Origin of the sequence: Natronoarchaeum philippinense (assembly GCF_900215575.1) — an archaeon.
Taxonomy (GTDB): Archaea; Halobacteriota; Halobacteria; order Halobacteriales; family Natronoarchaeaceae; genus Natronoarchaeum; species Natronoarchaeum philippinense.
Genome location: NZ_OBEJ01000004.1, coordinates 89,524 through 106,732 on the forward strand (window position 1 = coordinate 89,524; position 17,209 = coordinate 106,732).

General features: G+C 63.2%; 15 protein-coding genes. 5 read left to right on the forward strand and 10 right to left on the reverse strand.

The features are described 5' to 3' along the window. Positions 1-141: 141 nt before the first annotated feature. Positions 142-762, forward strand: a complete 621-nt coding sequence (gene rdfA, locus CRO01_RS13790) for a rod-determining factor RdfA (protein WP_097009746.1) — start codon at positions 142-144, stop codon at positions 760-762. Positions 763-852: 90 nt separating this feature from the next. Here rdfA and CRO01_RS13795 read toward each other — a convergent pair whose 3' ends face one another. Both CRO01_RS13795 and CRO01_RS13800 read right to left on the reverse strand, forming a co-directional pair. After that, the gene (locus tag CRO01_RS13795) at positions 853-2,823 is read right to left on the reverse strand and encodes an archaea-specific SMC-related protein (protein ID WP_097009747.1); all 1,971 of its coding nucleotides are present in this window, start codon (positions 2,821-2,823) and stop codon (positions 853-855) included. A 101-nt stretch (positions 2,824-2,924) separates the two neighbouring features. Continuing rightward, complete coding sequence (locus CRO01_RS13800; RefSeq protein WP_097009748.1) at positions 2,925-3,686, reverse strand: IclR family transcriptional regulator; 762 nt, start codon at positions 3,684-3,686, stop codon at positions 2,925-2,927. Positions 3,687-4,422: 736 nt separating this feature from the next. Here CRO01_RS13800 and CRO01_RS13805 point away from each other — a divergent pair. Further along, on the forward strand, positions 4,423-5,673 hold the full coding sequence (locus CRO01_RS13805; protein ID WP_179747495.1) for a glucoamylase family protein: 1,251 nt from the start codon (positions 4,423-4,425) through the stop codon (positions 5,671-5,673). 132 nt (positions 5,674-5,805) lie between these two features. On the opposite strand, the gene CRO01_RS13810 is transcribed toward CRO01_RS13805, so the two are convergent. After that, complete coding sequence (locus CRO01_RS13810) at positions 5,806-6,555, reverse strand: sugar phosphate isomerase/epimerase family protein (protein WP_097009750.1); 750 nt, start codon at positions 6,553-6,555, stop codon at positions 5,806-5,808. Between the two features lie 118 nt (positions 6,556-6,673). Then, the gene (locus CRO01_RS13815) at positions 6,674-7,765 is read right to left on the reverse strand and encodes a Gfo/Idh/MocA family protein (RefSeq protein WP_097009751.1); all 1,092 of its coding nucleotides are present in this window, start codon (positions 7,763-7,765) and stop codon (positions 6,674-6,676) included. Positions 7,766-7,921: 156 nt separating this feature from the next. Here CRO01_RS13815 and CRO01_RS13820 point away from each other — a divergent pair, with 156 nt between their 5' ends. Both CRO01_RS13820 and CRO01_RS13825 read left to right on the forward strand, forming a co-directional pair. Then, positions 7,922-8,671 (forward strand): sugar phosphate isomerase/epimerase family protein, encoded by a 750-nt coding sequence (locus CRO01_RS13820; protein ID WP_097009752.1) that lies wholly within the window; start codon positions 7,922-7,924, stop codon positions 8,669-8,671. A 14-nt stretch (positions 8,672-8,685) separates the two neighbouring features. Further along, the gene (locus CRO01_RS13825) at positions 8,686-9,774 is read left to right on the forward strand and encodes a Gfo/Idh/MocA family protein (RefSeq protein WP_375097347.1); all 1,089 of its coding nucleotides are present in this window, start codon (positions 8,686-8,688) and stop codon (positions 9,772-9,774) included. 44 nt (positions 9,775-9,818) lie between these two features. Here the strand turns inward: CRO01_RS13825 and CRO01_RS13830 are convergent, their stop codons facing one another. From CRO01_RS13830 to CRO01_RS13855, 6 genes are all read right to left on the reverse strand, one after another. Further along, positions 9,819-10,562 carry a ThuA domain-containing protein gene (locus CRO01_RS13830; RefSeq protein WP_097009754.1) on the reverse strand — a complete coding sequence of 248 codons (744 nt, stop codon included), beginning with the start codon at positions 10,560-10,562 and terminating at the stop codon, positions 9,819-9,821. Positions 10,563-10,631: 69 nt separating this feature from the next. Next, positions 10,632-11,306: a ThuA domain-containing protein gene (locus CRO01_RS13835; protein ID WP_097009755.1), complete on the reverse strand. Its 675-nt coding sequence runs from the start codon at positions 11,304-11,306 to the stop codon at positions 10,632-10,634. Between the two features lie 82 nt (positions 11,307-11,388). Then, on the reverse strand, positions 11,389-12,918 hold the full coding sequence (locus tag CRO01_RS13840) for a sulfatase (RefSeq protein ID WP_097009756.1): 1,530 nt from the start codon (positions 12,916-12,918) through the stop codon (positions 11,389-11,391). Positions 12,919-12,987: 69 nt separating this feature from the next. Continuing rightward, positions 12,988-13,254: a HalOD1 output domain-containing protein gene (locus CRO01_RS13845; protein WP_179747496.1), complete on the reverse strand. Its 267-nt coding sequence runs from the start codon at positions 13,252-13,254 to the stop codon at positions 12,988-12,990. 119 nt (positions 13,255-13,373) lie between these two features. After that, positions 13,374-14,891: a sulfatase family protein gene (locus CRO01_RS13850; protein WP_097009757.1), complete on the reverse strand. Its 1,518-nt coding sequence runs from the start codon at positions 14,889-14,891 to the stop codon at positions 13,374-13,376. A 58-nt stretch (positions 14,892-14,949) separates the two neighbouring features. Beyond that, positions 14,950-16,032 carry a Gfo/Idh/MocA family protein gene (locus tag CRO01_RS13855; protein WP_097009792.1) on the reverse strand — a complete coding sequence of 361 codons (1,083 nt, stop codon included), beginning with the start codon at positions 16,030-16,032 and terminating at the stop codon, positions 14,950-14,952. Positions 16,033-16,132: 100 nt separating this feature from the next. Here CRO01_RS13855 and CRO01_RS13860 point away from each other — a divergent pair, with 100 nt between their 5' ends. Beyond that, a complete protein-coding gene (locus CRO01_RS13860; RefSeq protein ID WP_097009758.1) occupies positions 16,133-17,200 on the forward strand; it encodes a Gfo/Idh/MocA family protein in 1,068 nt (355 codons plus the stop codon). The last annotated feature ends 9 nt before the right edge of the window (positions 17,201-17,209 follow it).

The window sequence follows — 17,209 nt, forward strand, 5'->3', positions numbered from 1 at the left end:
TTAGTAATCAACAAACCATATATTTCTCACCAGCCTCGTCACGATCGAAGCTCGGGGGGACAGTCCCTCTTCTTCTTCCTCTTCTTCTCGGTCCTTTTGACACCGAAACTACTATTCGCCTGCCCGAGAAAACAGGTCATAATGAACGATCGTAGTTCCGGTCCCGGACCTGCACCCAAAGTCGCACGCATCATTCAAAAATACGACCTCGACGGGTTCGGTGACGAACTCGAAGCACGCTGGACACAGCCGGACGACAGGGAGAGTCTCCGAGACCTCGCCGATCGGCTCAACGAGCACGTCGTCCGCGCTGCGCTGGCAGACGCAGACGTCGAGACGCTTACTGACGACGTTCAGCATCTATACGAGATCCTCAACGGCGACGCCGGCAGCGCGGGCGAGCAGACACAGGTCGCGCGGCGTCTGGAACGTCAGGGCGTCGATGTCGACTCGTTGACTGACGACTTCGCCTCCTACCAGGCTGTTCGGACCTATCTGACGAACTATCGCGGTGCCTCGCTTCCCGACGGTGACGACGAGGAGGTCAGAGAAACTGAAGCCCAAAACGTCGAACAGCTTCGCCAGCGGACTGCCACGATCACCGACAGCAAGGTCGACCGTCTCGTGAACACTGACCGTCTGGAGATCGGCCCCCACCGCATCCTCGCCGACGTTCAGGTTCTCTGTGAGTCCTGTGGGAAGCAGTACGACGCTGCCGAACTGTTCCGGCGTGGGTCGTGCGAGTGCGGCGGGAAACCCTAACAGGACAACTTCTGTTATGAGTTTTATCTCTCGCCGTCAGAAAGCCTAACAAAACAACTTTTGTTATGGGACCGCCCCGGACCGTCTCTCTCAGATTTCGCGGATCCGGTCGTGGCGGTCCGGCAGCGCTGCGGAGTCTTCGGGCAGGAGCGCAACGACGAGGAAGTCGGTAAACTCCTCGAAGTGTTCGATCAGCAGGGCGATCCGGTCGGAGTCGATGGCTTCCAGCGAGTCCAGTAGCATGAACGGCACCGTCTCGTACACCTCGTGGGCGAGATAGCCCGCCAGCGCGAACACCAGCCCCGTCACCTCGCGCTCGCTCTCGCTGAGGTGGTCGATCGTGTCCTCGTAGGCCTGCCCGTCGTCGGTGCTCCGGACGACGTGCAGCGAGAACGAGGCCTGCTCGACGCCGCGTCCGCCCGAGCTACCTGTGTCTGCCACTCGCTCGATCCAGATCCGGGCGAGGTTGTCGTACGCGAGCACGTCGAGCAGTGCGTCCATCTGCTCGTTGAACGAGTCGATCGCGTCCTGCTCGATGCGCTCGATGCGCGTCCGTAGCGTCTCGAGTTCCTCGACGATCTCCTCGCGTCGCTCCTTGAGTTCGGATTCCGTTTCGAGTTCGGCTTCGATCTCTTCGATCTCCTCGACTGTGGTTTCGAGCTCTCGCTCCAGTCGTCCGAGTTCGAACTCGAGCTGGTTCGCCCGCTTGTTCAGATCCAGCAGGCTTTCTCCCTCGTCGGCGTCGTCCTGTTCGCTCGTCTCGGATTCGAGTTCGTCGACCTCGTCTTCGACGAGCTCGATGTCGGCTTCTAGCTCCGAGCGCTGTTCTCGTAGCTCCTCGATCCGTTCTTCTCGCGTTTCGATCTCGTTGTCCGCGCTTTCGATCTCTCTTGTCAGCCGCTCCTTGCGCTCTCGCACTTGCTCGATTTCGTCGCGATCCGCTCGAAGCGTTTCGATCTCGTCCTCGACCTGTTTTTGCTCGTTGAGCTTCGATTGCTGGAGCGATCGAACCCGGTCGATCGTCGCTTCGATCGTCTCCCGCTCGACCTCGGATCCGCACGTCCAGCACGTCACGACCCCGTCGTCGACCAGCTGATCGGTCAACGTCCCGCTATCGTCCTCCGTCGAGAGCGCTTCGCGCACTTCCGGGTGGGTTCCCTCGAGCATCTCCTCGTTGAACTGGACGATGTTTTGGAGCTGTCGCACCGCCTCATCGAGGCTCTGCTCGCGGCTCTGTAGTCGCTCGATCTCGGCCTCGATCTCGCTCACGTCTCTCGTATCGTCGACCGATAGCGCTTCGCGCTCGTCGAGCAGCTCCGCACGATTGTCCTGTATCGCTTCGAGGCTCTCGCGTTCGGTCTCTAGGTCGAACCGTACGTCTTCGAGCGACGACCGCAACTCGCTCAGTTCGTCGAGCTTCTCGTCTAACTCGTCGGGTTTGTCGCTTTGCTCTTGTTGTTCGGCGTCCGTCGCTTCGATCGTCTCCTGTACGTCCTCTAGCTCCGAGCGCTTGTCGTCGATCTTCGATTCGAGCTTCGTCCGTTCTTCTTCGAGTTCGGGCAACCTATCCTTCAGGTCGTCGAGCCGTTCGATGTCCTGTGTGATCTCTCGCTTCTCGTTCGCTCGACGCCGTATGTTGGATTCGATCGCTTCGGTGTCGACGGGCTGGAGGATGATCTCCCGCAGGTCGCCTTTCGTCATCACCGCCCTTCGCGCGTCGTTCGACTCTAGGAGAAACGCGAACAGCTCGGCCTGTTGTGGGTCTTCGAGGTACGGCTCACCGTCCGTGACGATGCTGCTGCCCGCGCGAGTGAGCGTCCTGTCGTACGTTTCGCCGCCGATCTCCAACTCGGCACGGCCTTCCTCTGCGTCGGCTTTCAGCGTCGCGGCGTCGCTCCCGAGCGCCGCCATGAATGCCTGTAGCAGCGACGTTCGGTTCGTCGCGTTGCGTCCGGTCAGCGCCGTGACGCCCGGTTCGATAGATAGTTCGGTTTCGTCGATCCCGCCGACGTTTCGCACGCGGAGGGTAGCAGTCTGTTGTTTTGGTTGCTTTTGGGACATTATGCTATGTTGTCCCGGGCGAGTTGAAAAAGCCTTGGGGTAGCGGCTCCGATCGTTCGGGGCCCGGTCGGCGTTTGCGGCGAGTCAATCGCTACCGGCGCTCAGGCGTATCTGAGTTTGATGCTGATCGTCTGTGCGATGTTGGTCAGGCGCTCCGGGATCGTCTCCTCGAATCGCTCTCCGGTCATCCGACTGATCGGGGCGGCGACGCTGATCGCCGCGTCGGGCTGATCTCCCTCCTGTGTGATCGGTGCAGCGACGCTCCGAATACCTTCGATTCGCTCTTGGCGGCCGTATGCCATCTCTTCCTCTCGAATCTGGTCTAGCTCCGTCAGTAGCTCTTCGCGCGACGTGATCGTATTCGGGCCGTGTTCGTCGAGCCCCCGTCGCTCAATGACGTCCTCGACGCGCTCCTCGGGAAGACTTGCGAGGATAGCTTTTCCGCCGGCCGAAGTGTGGATCGGTAGTCTCACTCCTGTGAACGTATCTGTCTCAACGGTTTCGTCCCCTTTGGCGATGTAGACGTGTGCCGAGTAGCCGTGATCGAACACACAGAGGCTCACCTTGTCCTCGAACTCGTCGGCGAGCTGGTCGACCTTCGGTTTTGCGTACTGATACAGCCGCGTCTGGCTTCGGCGGTGTCCGCCGTCTTCGAGAAATCGATAGCCGATGTCGTACTTCTGCTCACGGCGAACCACGTACTCACAGTCGTGGAGCGTCTTGAGATGGCTGTGGACCGTACTCACCGGGATGTCTAACTGTCTGGCGAGTTCGGAGACGCCGACCGCCCCGTCGGCTTCCCGTATCTCGCTGACGACCTCGAAAGCCGTTTGAACCGCCTTTATCTCGCTGTTTTCAGTCATATTCCCTGTTCATGTCTTCCGGGTGTATAAATCTTTCAATGATGATGGATTGTACGACTCAGGCTGTCTACAGCGGCTGTGGAGGCAGTTCTCAGATCCATTCTCCGTGACACGGACTCTCACAGGCCTCTTTAACGATCTTCCGTCTCAAAAACAGCTCATTACGGTCTCTACAGCCTGTTCTATACGGCGTTCACTATCGCGGGACTCTCCTTCCTGCTTCGAGTTCTATATCGGGTTATTTGCCGATATTTAGGACCTAGTGACTGAATGAGAAAGTTTTCTAAATACATGGGGTAGAATTATAGCAACGAGGTCTGTCTACGATACCAGTCATACCGACGCAGTATTGCGGTTTTCCGATGACAAAGTTCCATTTCTGTCGGCCATTACCATCATATTGTATCCGACAGCGTCGGATCTATTTTGTCTACACCCCTGCTTTGTTTATATACTCTCCATCCTGTTTCCCCTATTACTGAAATATCATGGTTATTCATCCATCATTGTCGGAAATAGATCTACTCCAACTTCACACACACCATACGATGCCAACCACATCGTTTATAATTGCTCTCGTTCTGTTGGACTACGCTGTCCCATGACAAAGACTGGAAGTTCGCAGCGTCGAGCGTCGACGCCGCGCGAACGCGATTGTAGTACCTCTCGCCGTTCGGGGGACGACGCGACGTTGCTGACCGACGGCGGTGTCGCCCGTAGTTCGACCGACGAATGCATGCGAACAGTCGTCAGCGACGCATATCGCTTCTTCGAGACGTTCGAAACCGACGCCGGGCTGATCCCGGACAACGTCGTCCTCGACGACGGTGATGTCGTCGACATCGATACTCGAACCTCGCCATCGAACGTAGCGATGGATATGCTCAGTACGGTCGCCGCCGCCGAGCTCGACATCATCGAGAACTCGACGGCCCGCGACCGGCTTCGCACGACGCTCTCGACGCTCGAAGGCGTCGAGAAGTGGAACGGTCTGTTCTACCGCTGGTACGACGCCGAAGATGGATCGCTTGCGGTTCACGAGTCGGCGCGCCACATTTCGACGGTCGACAACGGCCACCTGACTGCCGCGTTTGCTGTCGTTGCACAGGCGTTCCCCGACCTTCACGACGCCGCTCGATCGCTGCTCGAAGCCGAGGACTATTCGGGCTTTCTCGCGGACGACGGCACGATGCTGGGCGCGTACTACTTCGACCGTGACGGTGACGGTCCGGGGTTCAGCGAGTGGGCGTACGACCAGATCAACAGCGAACCTCGCGTTGCCAGCTACGTCGCCATCGGGAAGGGTGACTTCCCGGAATCGCACTGGTGGCAGCCGCGCAGGACCGCGCTCCCGGACGAATCGGAGTACCAGCAACGTCCTGACGGCGAGTGGCGGAGCTACGACGGCGTCGAGGTGTTCGAGGGCTGCTACGAGTACGCGGGTAACCGGGCCGTCCCGACGTGGGGCGGAGCGATGTTCGAGGCGTTGATGCCCTCGCTGTTCATCAAGGAAAAGGAGCTCAGCCCCGGCGCGTGGGCGCCGAACAACTACAACCACGTTCAGGCTCACCGCGCCTTCGCGGCCGAAAACGACTGGCCCGTCTGGGGGCTGTCCTCGTGTGGGCTTCCGGACGGATACGGCACCTTCGGCGTCCCGCAGCTGGGCGAGTGGGACGGGCGCTACGAAGGTGGACCGTGGGTGACGCCCCACGCCGTTGGCCTCGCCGCGATGTACGATCCCGAGGCGGCCGCCGAGGCGCTCGACTCGTTGGTCGAACTCGGTGTCGACGGTCCCTACGGGCTGTACGATTCGGTCAACGCCGAGACCGGCGAAGTCACCGAGAAGTACTACTCGCTCGATCAGGGGATGCTCCTTTCGGGGCTGGCCAACGCCCTTACCGATGGGGCGCTCCGCGAGTATTTCCACGCCGATCCCGTCGGCTCTCGCCCCGAGCATCTGCTCGAACGCGAGCAGTTTTCGCTGTAATCTCCGATGCTGGTTGCGGCGAGGTCGAACGACGCCTTTCGGCGGTGTCGATCCGAGAAAATCTCTCCCTCTGCGGGCGGCCTGTCGCAAGCAGTTACGATGTTCGCCTGACGGCGCGGCGTCGAAGCCGAATCAGCGCGTGGTGGTCAATCGCTTGAACTTCTCTAGCTTCGAGGCGCCCGTGACGACTGACTCGACCGGATCGGACGGATCCTCGTGCTCGTAGACGAGCCAGTCGACGCCTTCGTCGATCGCGGTCATGGCCGCCCGTTCGACGTCGAGGTCGCCCTCTCCGAGATTGACGAACGCTTCGGTCTCGAAGTCCATGTCCTTGAGATGGATCGACGGCACCCGATCTCCGACGGTTTCGAGCAGCTCGTAGGGATCGACGCCGGCGACGCCCACCCACCCGAGATCCAGTTCGAACTTCACGCTGTCGTCGACCTCTTCGAGCAGTAGATCGAAGTGCGTCCGATCGCCGAGGCTGGCGAACTCGTGGCGGTGGGTGTGGTACAGCAACTCCAGCCCGCGCTCGCGGAACTGCTTGCTGAACTCCGATAGCGTCGCGGCGGTCTCTTTGGTTGCGTGTGCTGATTCGAACGCCTCTTCGCTGAGATGGCCGAGAATCACGGTATCGCAATCGAGTGCGTTGCAGGACCGCTCGATCTCGTCGATCGACTCCTCGATGTCCTCTCGACCGACCGACAGCGCGGCGACATCGAGATTCGTCTCCTCCAGAGCGTTCATCGTCGAGTCGGGCGGAAAGCCCCAGAACTCTAGCTCGACGCCGTCGACCTCGGTTTCCGAGGCGATATGAATCTTCGTCGGCTCGGAGACATCGAAATCGTGGAGAGTGTAAAGCTGTATTGCCGTGTTCACCATAGGTTATACTCTACTTGTGATCTGATAGACGTTTTGGTTCCGGAGAGAACACTTTCGGACGGGGATCCCCCGTCAGTGTGCGTCGACGACCGGTGACCGTACTACCGACGTTCTCCGGCTAATCGCTCTGCTGGGGCTGTAGCTCGCCGCTTTCGATCATCGATTCGAGCGGGTTCCCGTCGACATCTAGCGGGAAGTCGACACGACTGCGCTGTCGCGCGGACTCCCACGCTCCGAAGATCAGGCCGGTCGCTCGCAGCGCGTTCTGCCCGCTCAGTTCCGGTTCGGTTCCTTCGTCCAGCGACGTGACGAGGTGTTCGATCGCGGCCTCGTGGAAATCCGGCCCGTGGACACCCGCCTCGCCCACGTCGATCGTCTCCCAGTCGTCGTCGCTCGATCGCTTTATTCGGAGCGTCGGCCCGTCGTCGCTGCTACAGAAGCCGACGCCGACTTCGATACGGCCTTCCGTTCCGACCAACCGGTGGTGACAGCCGACTGCTTCTGCGACGGTGCCGGCGCCCGTCGCCCCGTACCCGAACACGCCGTTGTCGTACTTCCACTGGACGATCGCCTCATTCGTGTTGTGCGCGCCGAACAGGACGTTCTCCTCGCTGTACTCGATCTGTGCCATCACCCACTCGCTGTCGCACTCGTCGTTGTAGAAGTTACACAGGTCGAACGAGTGGGTGCCGTAATCGAACAGGTTCGCGGCGGCGAACTCCACGCGCTCCAGTTCGCCGATCTCACCGTCGTCGAGCAGTTCCTTCGCTTTCCGGAACGGCGTGCCCATGCGACGCTGGTGGTTGAACGTCAACTGCACGTCGTACTCCTCGGCGGCGTCGACCATCTCGACGCAGTCGTTCCAATCGTCTGCCATCGGCTTCTCGCAGTGGACCGCCTCGACGACGCCGCTGCGAACGCAGCCCAGAACGATGTCGGAGTGGATGGCCGGTGGGACGGTGACGCTGACGATGTCCGGCTCGGCCTCCGAGAGCATCTCTTCATAGTCCTCATACACGTGCCCGTCGTCGATTCCATTCGTGTCGGCGAACGCTTCGGCGTTCTCGCGAACGATGTCGGCACAAGCGACGATCTCACAGTTTTCGAGGGCGTCGTACGCTTCGGCGTGTTTGTACGCCATCGCAAACCCGGTCGCATCTTCTCCCTGTGGCTTTCCAGTTCCGACAAAGGCTACCGTGTGCTGTGTCATCAGTGACTCACTTCTCTTAGCTCTACACTGCCGCATAATACTTTGGGTTAGATGCAGATCTCTGTCGAGAGAAACCGACTGCAGGGAGGGCCAGATCAGTCACTGTACCCGACAAAATGATAAAACGATTTATACTGGCAGTTTCTCCCCTCTCCCATGGTTCGCTCTGCCATAATCATGGGTAACAGTCCCGAAAGCCCGATCCGGGACTACGTTGGACGTATCGACGACGGCACGTACGACGGCGTCGAAGCCGGCACCGCGCTGGCGACCGACGAGACGTTTCAGTCAGTGCTGGCCGACAGCGACCTCGAGGTCACGAGCATCATGACCGGTCTCGGCGCCGTGCAGGATCCCGAGGAGGAACTACTGCCCGCCTGCGAGGCCGCCGGTGTCGACCGCGTCGTCCTCGGCTGGCTCCCCGACGAGTATTTCGAGTCGGCAGAAACGACCGTCGAGACCGCCGAAATGCTCTCTGACTGTGTCGGCGCGCTCGACGAGCACGGTATCACGCTGTGTTATCACAACCACGATCACGAGTTCGTCGAGTTCGACGGCCGGACGGCCTTCGACATCTTTGCGGAGCATCTCGACGACCGTATTCAGTTCGAGGTCGACGTGGCGTGGGTCGGCGTCGGTGGCGTCTCGCCCGTCGAGTTCATCGAGACGTACGGCGATCGCATCCCGCTGATCCATCTCAAGGACATGGACTTCGAGAGTGAGGAGTTCGCGCAGCTGGGCGACGCCGACCTCGATCTCGACGGCGTGATCGACGCCGCCGACGAACAGGGCGTCGAGTGGCTGATCTACGAGGACGAGGGCGACCGCGACTACCCCGACAAGATCGCACACGGCTCGGCGACGCTCGGCGAGTACCCGGTCCTGAACGGCGGTGATGCGGCGTGACGCTTCGCGTCGGTATGCTGGGGTACACGTTCATGGGCACCGCACACAGCAACGCGCTCGATCGGCTGCCGATGTTCTTCCCCGAACTTCCCGAGACCGAGCGCTACGTGCTGGTCGGCCGCCGGGAGGAACCGCTCGCAGAGGCCGCAGATCGCTTCGATTTCGAGACGACGACGACCGACTGGGAGGACGCCGTCGACGATGTCGACGTGTTCTGCAACCTCGGTCCGAACTACATGCACGTCGAGCCCTCGATTGCCGCCCTCGAAAACGGCGTCCACGTGCTCTCGGAGAAGCCGCTGGCGGCGTCGGTCGAGGGCGCTGAACGGATGGCCGAGGCCGCCCGCCAGAGCGACGCCGTCGCGGCGACAGGTTTCAACTATCGGTTCGTCCCGGCGATCCAGTACGCCAAGGATCTGATCGACGCCGGCGAACTCGGCGACATCCGACACTTCACCGGCCGATACATGCAGGGCCATCTGGCGCGGAATCCCGACGCCGGCTGGTCGTGGCGAGTCTCCAAGGAGAAAGCCGGCGCGGGCGCGCTCGGCGACATCGGCTCGCACACGATCGACCTCGCGCGCTTTCTCGTCGGCGACTTCGAGCGCGTCAGCGGTAACTGCCGAACGTTCGTCGAGGAGCGTCCGGTGCCGTGGAAGGACGACGAGATGCGAGAGATCGAGGTCGACGACGCCTACTCCGCGCAGGTCGACTTCGAAAACGGCGCGATGGGCGTGCTCGAAGCCACGCGCGCGGCCTTCGGCGAGCGCAACAACAACTACGTCGAGATCCACGGGACGAAGGGGTCGCTGAAGTTCGAGCTCGAACGCCTCAACGAGATCAAGGTCTCGCTCGAAGACGACCGCGGCTACCGTCGCGTGCTGATGAACGAGCACGACGATCCCTACGGCGACCGGTGGTGGCCCCCCGGCCACAACATCGGCTGGGAGCACACGTTCGTCCACGAGTACGCCTCCTTCCTCTCGGCGATCGAGGAGGGTGGCGAGCACCGCCCCGACTTCGAGGACGGCCTCGCGGTCCAGCGCGTCATCGACGCCATTCAGCGAAGTGACGAGGACGACGGCCGGCGAATCGAGCTGTAAGGTCGTTCTTTCACCGCTTCTTCTGTGCGGTCCGAGTGTCGGCGTCAGTGCACCGTTCGATCGTCGGACGTGTCGAGGTCCTCGATCGGGTCGTGGTTCCCGCGTACGACGCCAGACCCATCCTCCTGTGTGGCCCATTCGCAGGCGTTGGCCAGCACGTGTTGTACTTCCTCTTGATGGTACACCGGATACGTCTCGTGGCCCGGCCGGAAGTAAAACACGCGCCCCTGTCCGCGGTGGTAACAACAGCCCGACCGGAACACCTCGCCGCCCTCGAACCACGACGTGAACACGAGCGAGTCGGGTTCTGGCACGTCGAAGTGCTCGCCGTACATCTCGGCTTCGGGCACCTCGAAGTAGTCGTCGATCCCGTCGGCGATGGGATGGGCGGGGTTCGTCACCCACAGGCGCTCGGTCTCGGCGGCTTCGCGCCACTTGAGCCCGCAACTGGTTCCCATGAGCTTCCGGAACGGCTTCGAGAGGTGCGCCGAGTGAAGCACCAGCAGTCCCATCCCGTCGAGCACGTGCTGTTTGACGCGCTCGGCGACGTGCTCTTCGACCTCGTCGTGGGCGGCGTGGCCCCACCACGTCAACACGTCCGTCTCGTCGAGAACCTCCTCGGTCAGTCCGTGCTCCTCGTCGTCGAGCGTCGCCGTTTGCGTCTCGAAGCCGGCATCGCCGAGCGCGTCCGCGATCGCGCCGTGGATTCCGTCCGGATACAGGTCCGCGACTGCCTCGTGCTCTCGCTCGTGTACGTACTCGTTCCAGACCGTAACTGTCGTCGCCATACTCTCCTGCGAGAGCCGCCCACTCAAAGAATTTTCCGAACGCCGTTGCCTCGGGTTTCCGCTTGGGTTTCAGTCTGCCCCGCCCGCCCAGCCGACGCCCCGCCGGAGCAACTGCTGGACGCCGCCGTCCGACAGCGCGGCGTCGGTGTGGCCCAGCGAGCAGTAACAGACGCGGCCGTCGCCGTGCTTGCGGACCCACACGACCGGCGTATCGCCCAGATCGGGGTGGTCCATTCGCGCGAGCACGCGAACGTCATCGCTGTCGACGCTCACGTCGTAGGGTTCGTCCCAGACGGTCACGTCCTCCATCCCCGCCGTGACCGGATGGTGGCTGTCGGTCACGCGCACGTCGAACGTCGTCTGGGCCGGATGCGTGTGGAAATACCCGCCGAGCAGTTCCCGAAGCTCGGGCACCGGCTCCTCGCGGGCGTCGATCAGCTCGTCGGGGTCGTCCGACGCCGTCGAGGACAGGTCCGCCGCGCAGTGCAGGCCGACGTAGCCGCCGCCGGTCTCGACGAACGTGAGCAGTCCGTCGAGCTGTTTTTCCTCGAGCGTGCTGTCTGTCATGTAGTCGAGCACCACGTCGTACTCGTTGAGCGCCGACAGTTCGTCTCGATCGGTCGTCAGCGTCGTCTCGATGCCGTGCTCGTTCAGAGCGTCCGCGAGCTGCGGTCCGACGCGATCGAAGCGATGGAACGGAAAGCGATTGCCGCCGATAATCAGCACTGACAGGTCGTTTGCCATGAAAGCGAGTTCGATGGACCGGGTCAAAGTTCCTTCGGACTACCCGGCGATCGGTGCCGTATCCACTGTCGACCTGCGCCGGCTATCGAACCGGCGGCTGCAGGTCGTCAGTGTGGTACTGCACGCCGTCTGCCTGCTCGACCGATTTCGCGTGGGCTTCGCGGCCGGTCTCGCGCAGGCGCTCGGCGTAGTCCTCCCGGAACCCGCGCTGGTAGTACGGCAGCCCCTCGTTGACGACCTGCAGCAGGGGATCGACGAGTCCCTCCCGCGATTCGGGGAGGCCGCCCGCGTCCCCGGTCGCATTTTCGAGCATCCGGTCGCTATGCCACCGCTGGAGCAAGGAGAGGCCTCGTTCGACGACCTCCGGATGCTCGTCGGCGAGATTCGTCGTCTCGTGGGGGTCGGCGTCGAGATCGACGAGCAACAGCGGGTCGATCTCCCGCCAGCCGTCGTGGTACGTCTGGATGAGCAGCCAGTCGTCCCACCGGACCGCGCGCTGGCAGGTCCACGTTCCCTGACTCAGCACGAGGAACTCGCGGCCGGCGTCGTCCGCACCCTCGGTGAGCGAGTCGGCGAACGAGCGCCCGTCCCAGCCCGTCGGAACGTCGCCGCCGACCAACTCGGTGATCGTCGGTGCCAGATCGACGTTGTAGTACAGCCCGTCGTCGACGCCGGGCTCGACGCCGGGGCCGTCGACGATCAGGGGGACCCGACACGTCTTGTCGTCTGCGAGCTGGTGATCGCCGTAGACGTTGAGTTCGCCCTGATTCTCGCCGTGGTCCGCGCTCACGATAATGAGCGTCTCGTCGCGGACGCCTTTCGACTCCAATAGATCGAGTAGCTTGCCGATATACTCGTCCATGTAGCGGATGCCAACGTCGTAGCCGTCGATCCACTGCTTGTAGTCCTCGCGGGATGTGATCTCGTCGGGCGTCCGCGGGAGTTCGGGAATCTCCCCGCCGGTCATGTAGTCGTGGTGCAGGTCCTGCGCGCTGTGGGGACCGTAGCTCTCTCGCTGTTCCTGAATCGTCTCCTCGTCGGGCCACGCCGGTGCGGGTTCGTCCTCGAAGGGGTTCCCGAACTCCTCGGGCGTGTCGTAGTCGGTGTGGGGGTCCCAGAAGTTGACGTGGAGATACCAGTCCTCGTCGTCAGCGTTGTCCTCCAGCCACTCCTCGGCGTAGGGGTAGACGACCTCCGCACGCTCTGTCCCGTTCCCGCCGGTGTCGTGCCACTCGTCGAAGCCATCCAGCACGTGCCACGCGGCGTGGCGCTGCGGGAACGGGCTCACGAGCGCGATGTGATGCCCCGCCTGTCGCAACGCGGTCATCCAACTCTGGTACTCTCCCCGGTTACCGTCCTCGCGCTCGCTGCCCGGCGAGCGGATGTCGGCGGCGGCGCCGCCGTGGTTTACGACGCCCGTGTGGACGCCGAGGCGTCCGGTAAACAGCGCCGTCCGGGAGGGCAGACACGGCGCGTCGGAGGCGTAGTAGTTGGTGAATCGACGGGCACCGTCGGCGATGCGGTCGATGTTGGGCGACGTGTTGCGGTGGTAGCCGTAACAGCCGAGGTGGTCGGGACGAAGCGAGTCGATGTCTATGTACAGGATCCGCATACTGCATCCAGTCTCACCGGTGATAATCAATATTGTGGATAAATCGTCGACCGCGTCGTTCCGGAGGTGTTACTCCCGTCGCACACTCGTCTCGATGCCGCCATCGGCGTGGACCGTCACGTCCCGTCCCGCGTATCGGAACGTGATCGCCGTCGAGGGGCGATCGAGGAGCGCGTCGAGCGCGTCGGGGTCGACAGCGTCGTACAGCGGCGGCATCTGAGACTGATCACGGTCCGTCTCTGCGGCGACCGCGCTCACAACTCTCGAACTCGCTGACTGTGCCTGCTCGCCGCCGCCGGACGCTTGTCTCGATCGCGTTTCGTCGCTCTCTGTCATATCCGGATTACTTTCTCGATTATCGAGCTGACTATAATAATAGTTGTCATACGACGTTCGGGCCGGTTCAGGTCGCCGAACGTCGGCGTTCACCGGCCTGCCCGATGGATTCGGCGTCCTTACTCGCCGCCGAGATACGCGTCGATCGACTGATCGACGAAGCCACGCGTCTCTTCGAGAGCGGCTGCGTGCTCGGCGCGCCCCGTCTCGCGCAGGCGTTCGGCGTACGACTCCAGCTGTTCGTCCGGACGCGCGTGGAACGGCCCGCCTTCGTGGAGCACTTCGAGCATCGGGTCGGTCAGCGCGCGCGGCGCGTCGGCGTTGCCGCCGGCCTCGTCTCGCGCCGTTTCCATCAGCCGCGTGCTCACCCACTCGTCGAGCAGTGCGATGCCTTTGCGCGCAACGTCGGGCTTCTCTTGGGCGAGATTCGTCGTCTCGTGAGGATCGGCGTCGAGGTCGTACAACTCGACCGGGTCGAAGTCCTTGAGCCCGTCGTGGTACGTCCGGAGCAACAGCCAGTCGTCCCACCGGACGCCGCGCTGGCACGACCACGGCGCCTGACTGACGACGAGGTAGTCGCGCCCGGTGTCGTCCGCACCCTCGGTGAGCGAGTCGGCGAACGAGCGCCCGTCCCAGCCCGTCGGAACGTCGCCGTCGACGAACTCGGTGATCGTCGGCGCCAAGTCGATCTGGTAGTGGAACTCCTCGTCGACGCCGGGTTCGACGCCGGGGCCGTCGACGATCAGGGGGACCCGACACGTCTTGTCGTCGGCGGTGTGGTGGTCGCCGTAGACGTTGAGCTCGCCCATGTTCTCGCCGTGGTCCGCACTCACGATGATGAGCGTCTCGTCGAGCACGCCTTCGGCTTCGAGCTGGTCGAGCAGTTTGCCGATGTACTCGTCCACGTAGCGGATGCCAACGTCGTAGCCGTCGACGTACTGCTTGTACTCCTCCCGGTTCGAGATCTCCTCTGGCGTCCGGGGGAACGGCGTGTCGCCGCCCCAGCCGTGTACGTCCTGTGCGCTGTGGGGGCCGTAGCTCTCGTAGTGGTCTTCGATGGTCTCTTGGTCGGGCCATTCCGGCGCCGGCTCGTCCTCGAAGGGGTAGCCAAAGTCCTCGGGCGTGTTGTAGGGAGTGTGGGGGTCCCAGAAGTTGACGTGCAGATACCAGTCGTCGTCGGCGGCGTTGTTCTCGATCCACTCCTCGGCGTAGGGGTAGACGTGGTCGCTGCGGAACTCGTCGGTGTGGTGCCACTCGTCGAACCCGTCCAGCACCTGAATGGCGCCGTGGTGCTGCGGGAACACGCTGACCAGTGCAGTGTGCAGGCCGGCGTCCCGAAGCGCCGTCATCCACGTCCGGTACTCGTCCATCTGGAGGTTGAAATCCCGGCCGGAACCGCGCGGGCGCATCGACGCGTTCAGCCCGCCGTGGTTGATCACGCCCGTATGGATGCCAAAGCGACTCGTGAACAGGGCCGTCCGGGAGGGGACACAGGGAGCGTCGGAGGTGTAGTAGTTGGTAAATCGCCGGGCACCGTCGGCGATGCGGTCGATGTTGGGCGACGTGTTGCGGTGATACCCATAACAGCCGAGGTGGTCGGGGCGCAGCGAGTCGATGTCTATGTACAGGATTCGCATGCGTTAGCCACAGACCCCCGCTGTGAGTTATAGATTACGGGACCCCCGTCCGGTGTCGTCAGGACAGCCTGACCGGCTCGCCGGCGTCCGCGGACTCGTAGATCGCTTCGATGATCGCCACCGCTTTGCGGGCTTCCGTCGCGTCGAGCGCGTAGGGGTCGTCGCTGTCCAGCGAGCCGAGAAACGCCGCGAGGTTTCGGCGGTGGTCGGCGTAATCGATGTCCATCGGGTCGGCCGCCCCGCCGCTTGCACCGCCCTGTTCGCTGAACGTCTCGCGGATCTCCGCGTCGGCGTCGCGCTCGTCGCGGAACTCCCACGTGACGAGTTCGTCCTCCCGAACTTCGGCGGTGCCGTCGCGGCCGCCCAGTTGCACGCGCCGGAGTGAACCGGGGTACATCGACGTTGCGCCGAGCACCTGCCCGACCGCGCCGTTTCGGTAGCGAAGCGCAGCGACGGCGGTGTCCTCGACCTCGACGTACTCGTCGTCGTGGCCTCGAAGTGCAGTGTAGGCGACGACCTCCTCGACGGGGTTCTCGTCGCGGTCGAGGTCCATCGCGGCGCTCGCCAGCCACTGCATCGCGTCGATGCCGTGGATCGACTGGTTCATCAGCGCGCCGCCGCCGTCGAGGTCCTCGGTCCCCTGCCACGCGTCGGCGTAGTACTCGTCCTCGCGCCACCACGGCACGTAGGCGTTTGCGACCGAGAGCGTCCCGAACCGTCCCTCGTCGGCGGCGTCGTGGACCGTCTGAAACACGTCGGTGAACCGCTGCTGGAAGACGCCACCGAGCGCGATGTCGGCCGATTCGGCGGCGTCGATCATCCGGTCGATCCGCTCGGTCGTGATCTCCAAGGGCTTCTCGCAGAGCACGTCGATCCCCCGCTCGGCCGCCGCGAGCGTTGGTTCGAGATGTGCCCCGCTGGGCGTACAGATTATCAGCACGTCCGGGTCGGCGTCGTCCAGCATCCCCTCCGTGTCGGCGTACCACGAGCAGTCGTGTTCGGACGCGAACTCCCGGCCGGTCGACTCGGTCCGGCAGGACCCCGCAACGAGCGTCGCGGCATCGAGGTCGGCGATCGACCGCGCGTGCATCTCGGCGACGGCGCCGACGCCGGCTATCGCTGTTCGGTATGTCTCGGGCATCGTCATATTTCTCTGGAGACGTATCGAGCAAAAGCGTGTCGGCTTTCGGCATTCTGCGGCGAATGATTTAATTCCCGGCGCTCGCACCACCGGAGTGCGCATGACTCAGTACACAGCAGCCGTCATCGGTACCGGCGCGGATCCCGACGACAGAGTCTGGGGCGAGAGCGCCGCGATGGCGTACTTTCACGGCGACGCCTACCAAGCAATTCCGAACTGCGACCTCGCCGCCTGCGCCGACATCGTCCGCGAGAACGCCGAAGCGTTCGCCGAGGAGTACGACGTGCCCGACGCGAACGTGTTCGAGGACTACGAGGAGATGCTCCGGACCGTCGAGCCCGATGTCGTCAGCATCACGACTCCCGTCCCCACGCACGCCGACCTCGTCGTCGGCGCGGCAGAAACCGGCGCTCCGGGCGCGATCCACTGCGAGAAGCCGATGGCCCACACGTGGGGCGAGTGCCAGCGCGCCGCCGCCGCGGCCGACGAACACGGCGTGCAGCTCACCTACAACCACCAGCGCCGGTTCGCCCCGGCGTGGCGCGAGGCCAAGCGCCTCCTCGACGACGGCGCGATCGGCGACCTCCAGCGCGTCGAGATGGGTGGGAAGAACCTCTACGATTACGGGACGCACTTTTTCGACCTGTGCAACCACTTCGCCGGCGAGCACCGTCCTGAATGGATTCTCGGCCAGGTCCACTACGAACGCGAGGACGTTCGATACGGCGTCCACAACGAGAATCAGGCCCTTGCGACGTGGTCGTACCCCAACGGCGTGACCGGTCTCGCCGGCACCGGCTTCGGCACGGGCGCCGAGGCGATCGGTTGTGCTCACCGGCTGGTCGGCGACGCTGGCGCCATCGAGGTCCACCCCGACGGCGTCGACGCCGACCTCCGCTACCGGGGCGACGGCGACGGTTGGCACGCGCGGTCGTTCGACGAGCGTGACCTTCACAAAGCGACGCTGGAGCACGTTCTCGACTGTGTATATACCGACGAAACGCCCGTCGTCTCGGCAGCGCACGCGCTCCGGGCGACGGAACCGATCTTCGCCGCGTGGGAGTCCGCCCGGCGGCGCGGGCGCGTCGACCTCCCGCTCGACGCCGAGGGGAACGCCCTGACGGAGATGGTCGACGACGGCACGCTGACGCCGGTAGCCGATGAATAAGCTGCCCGG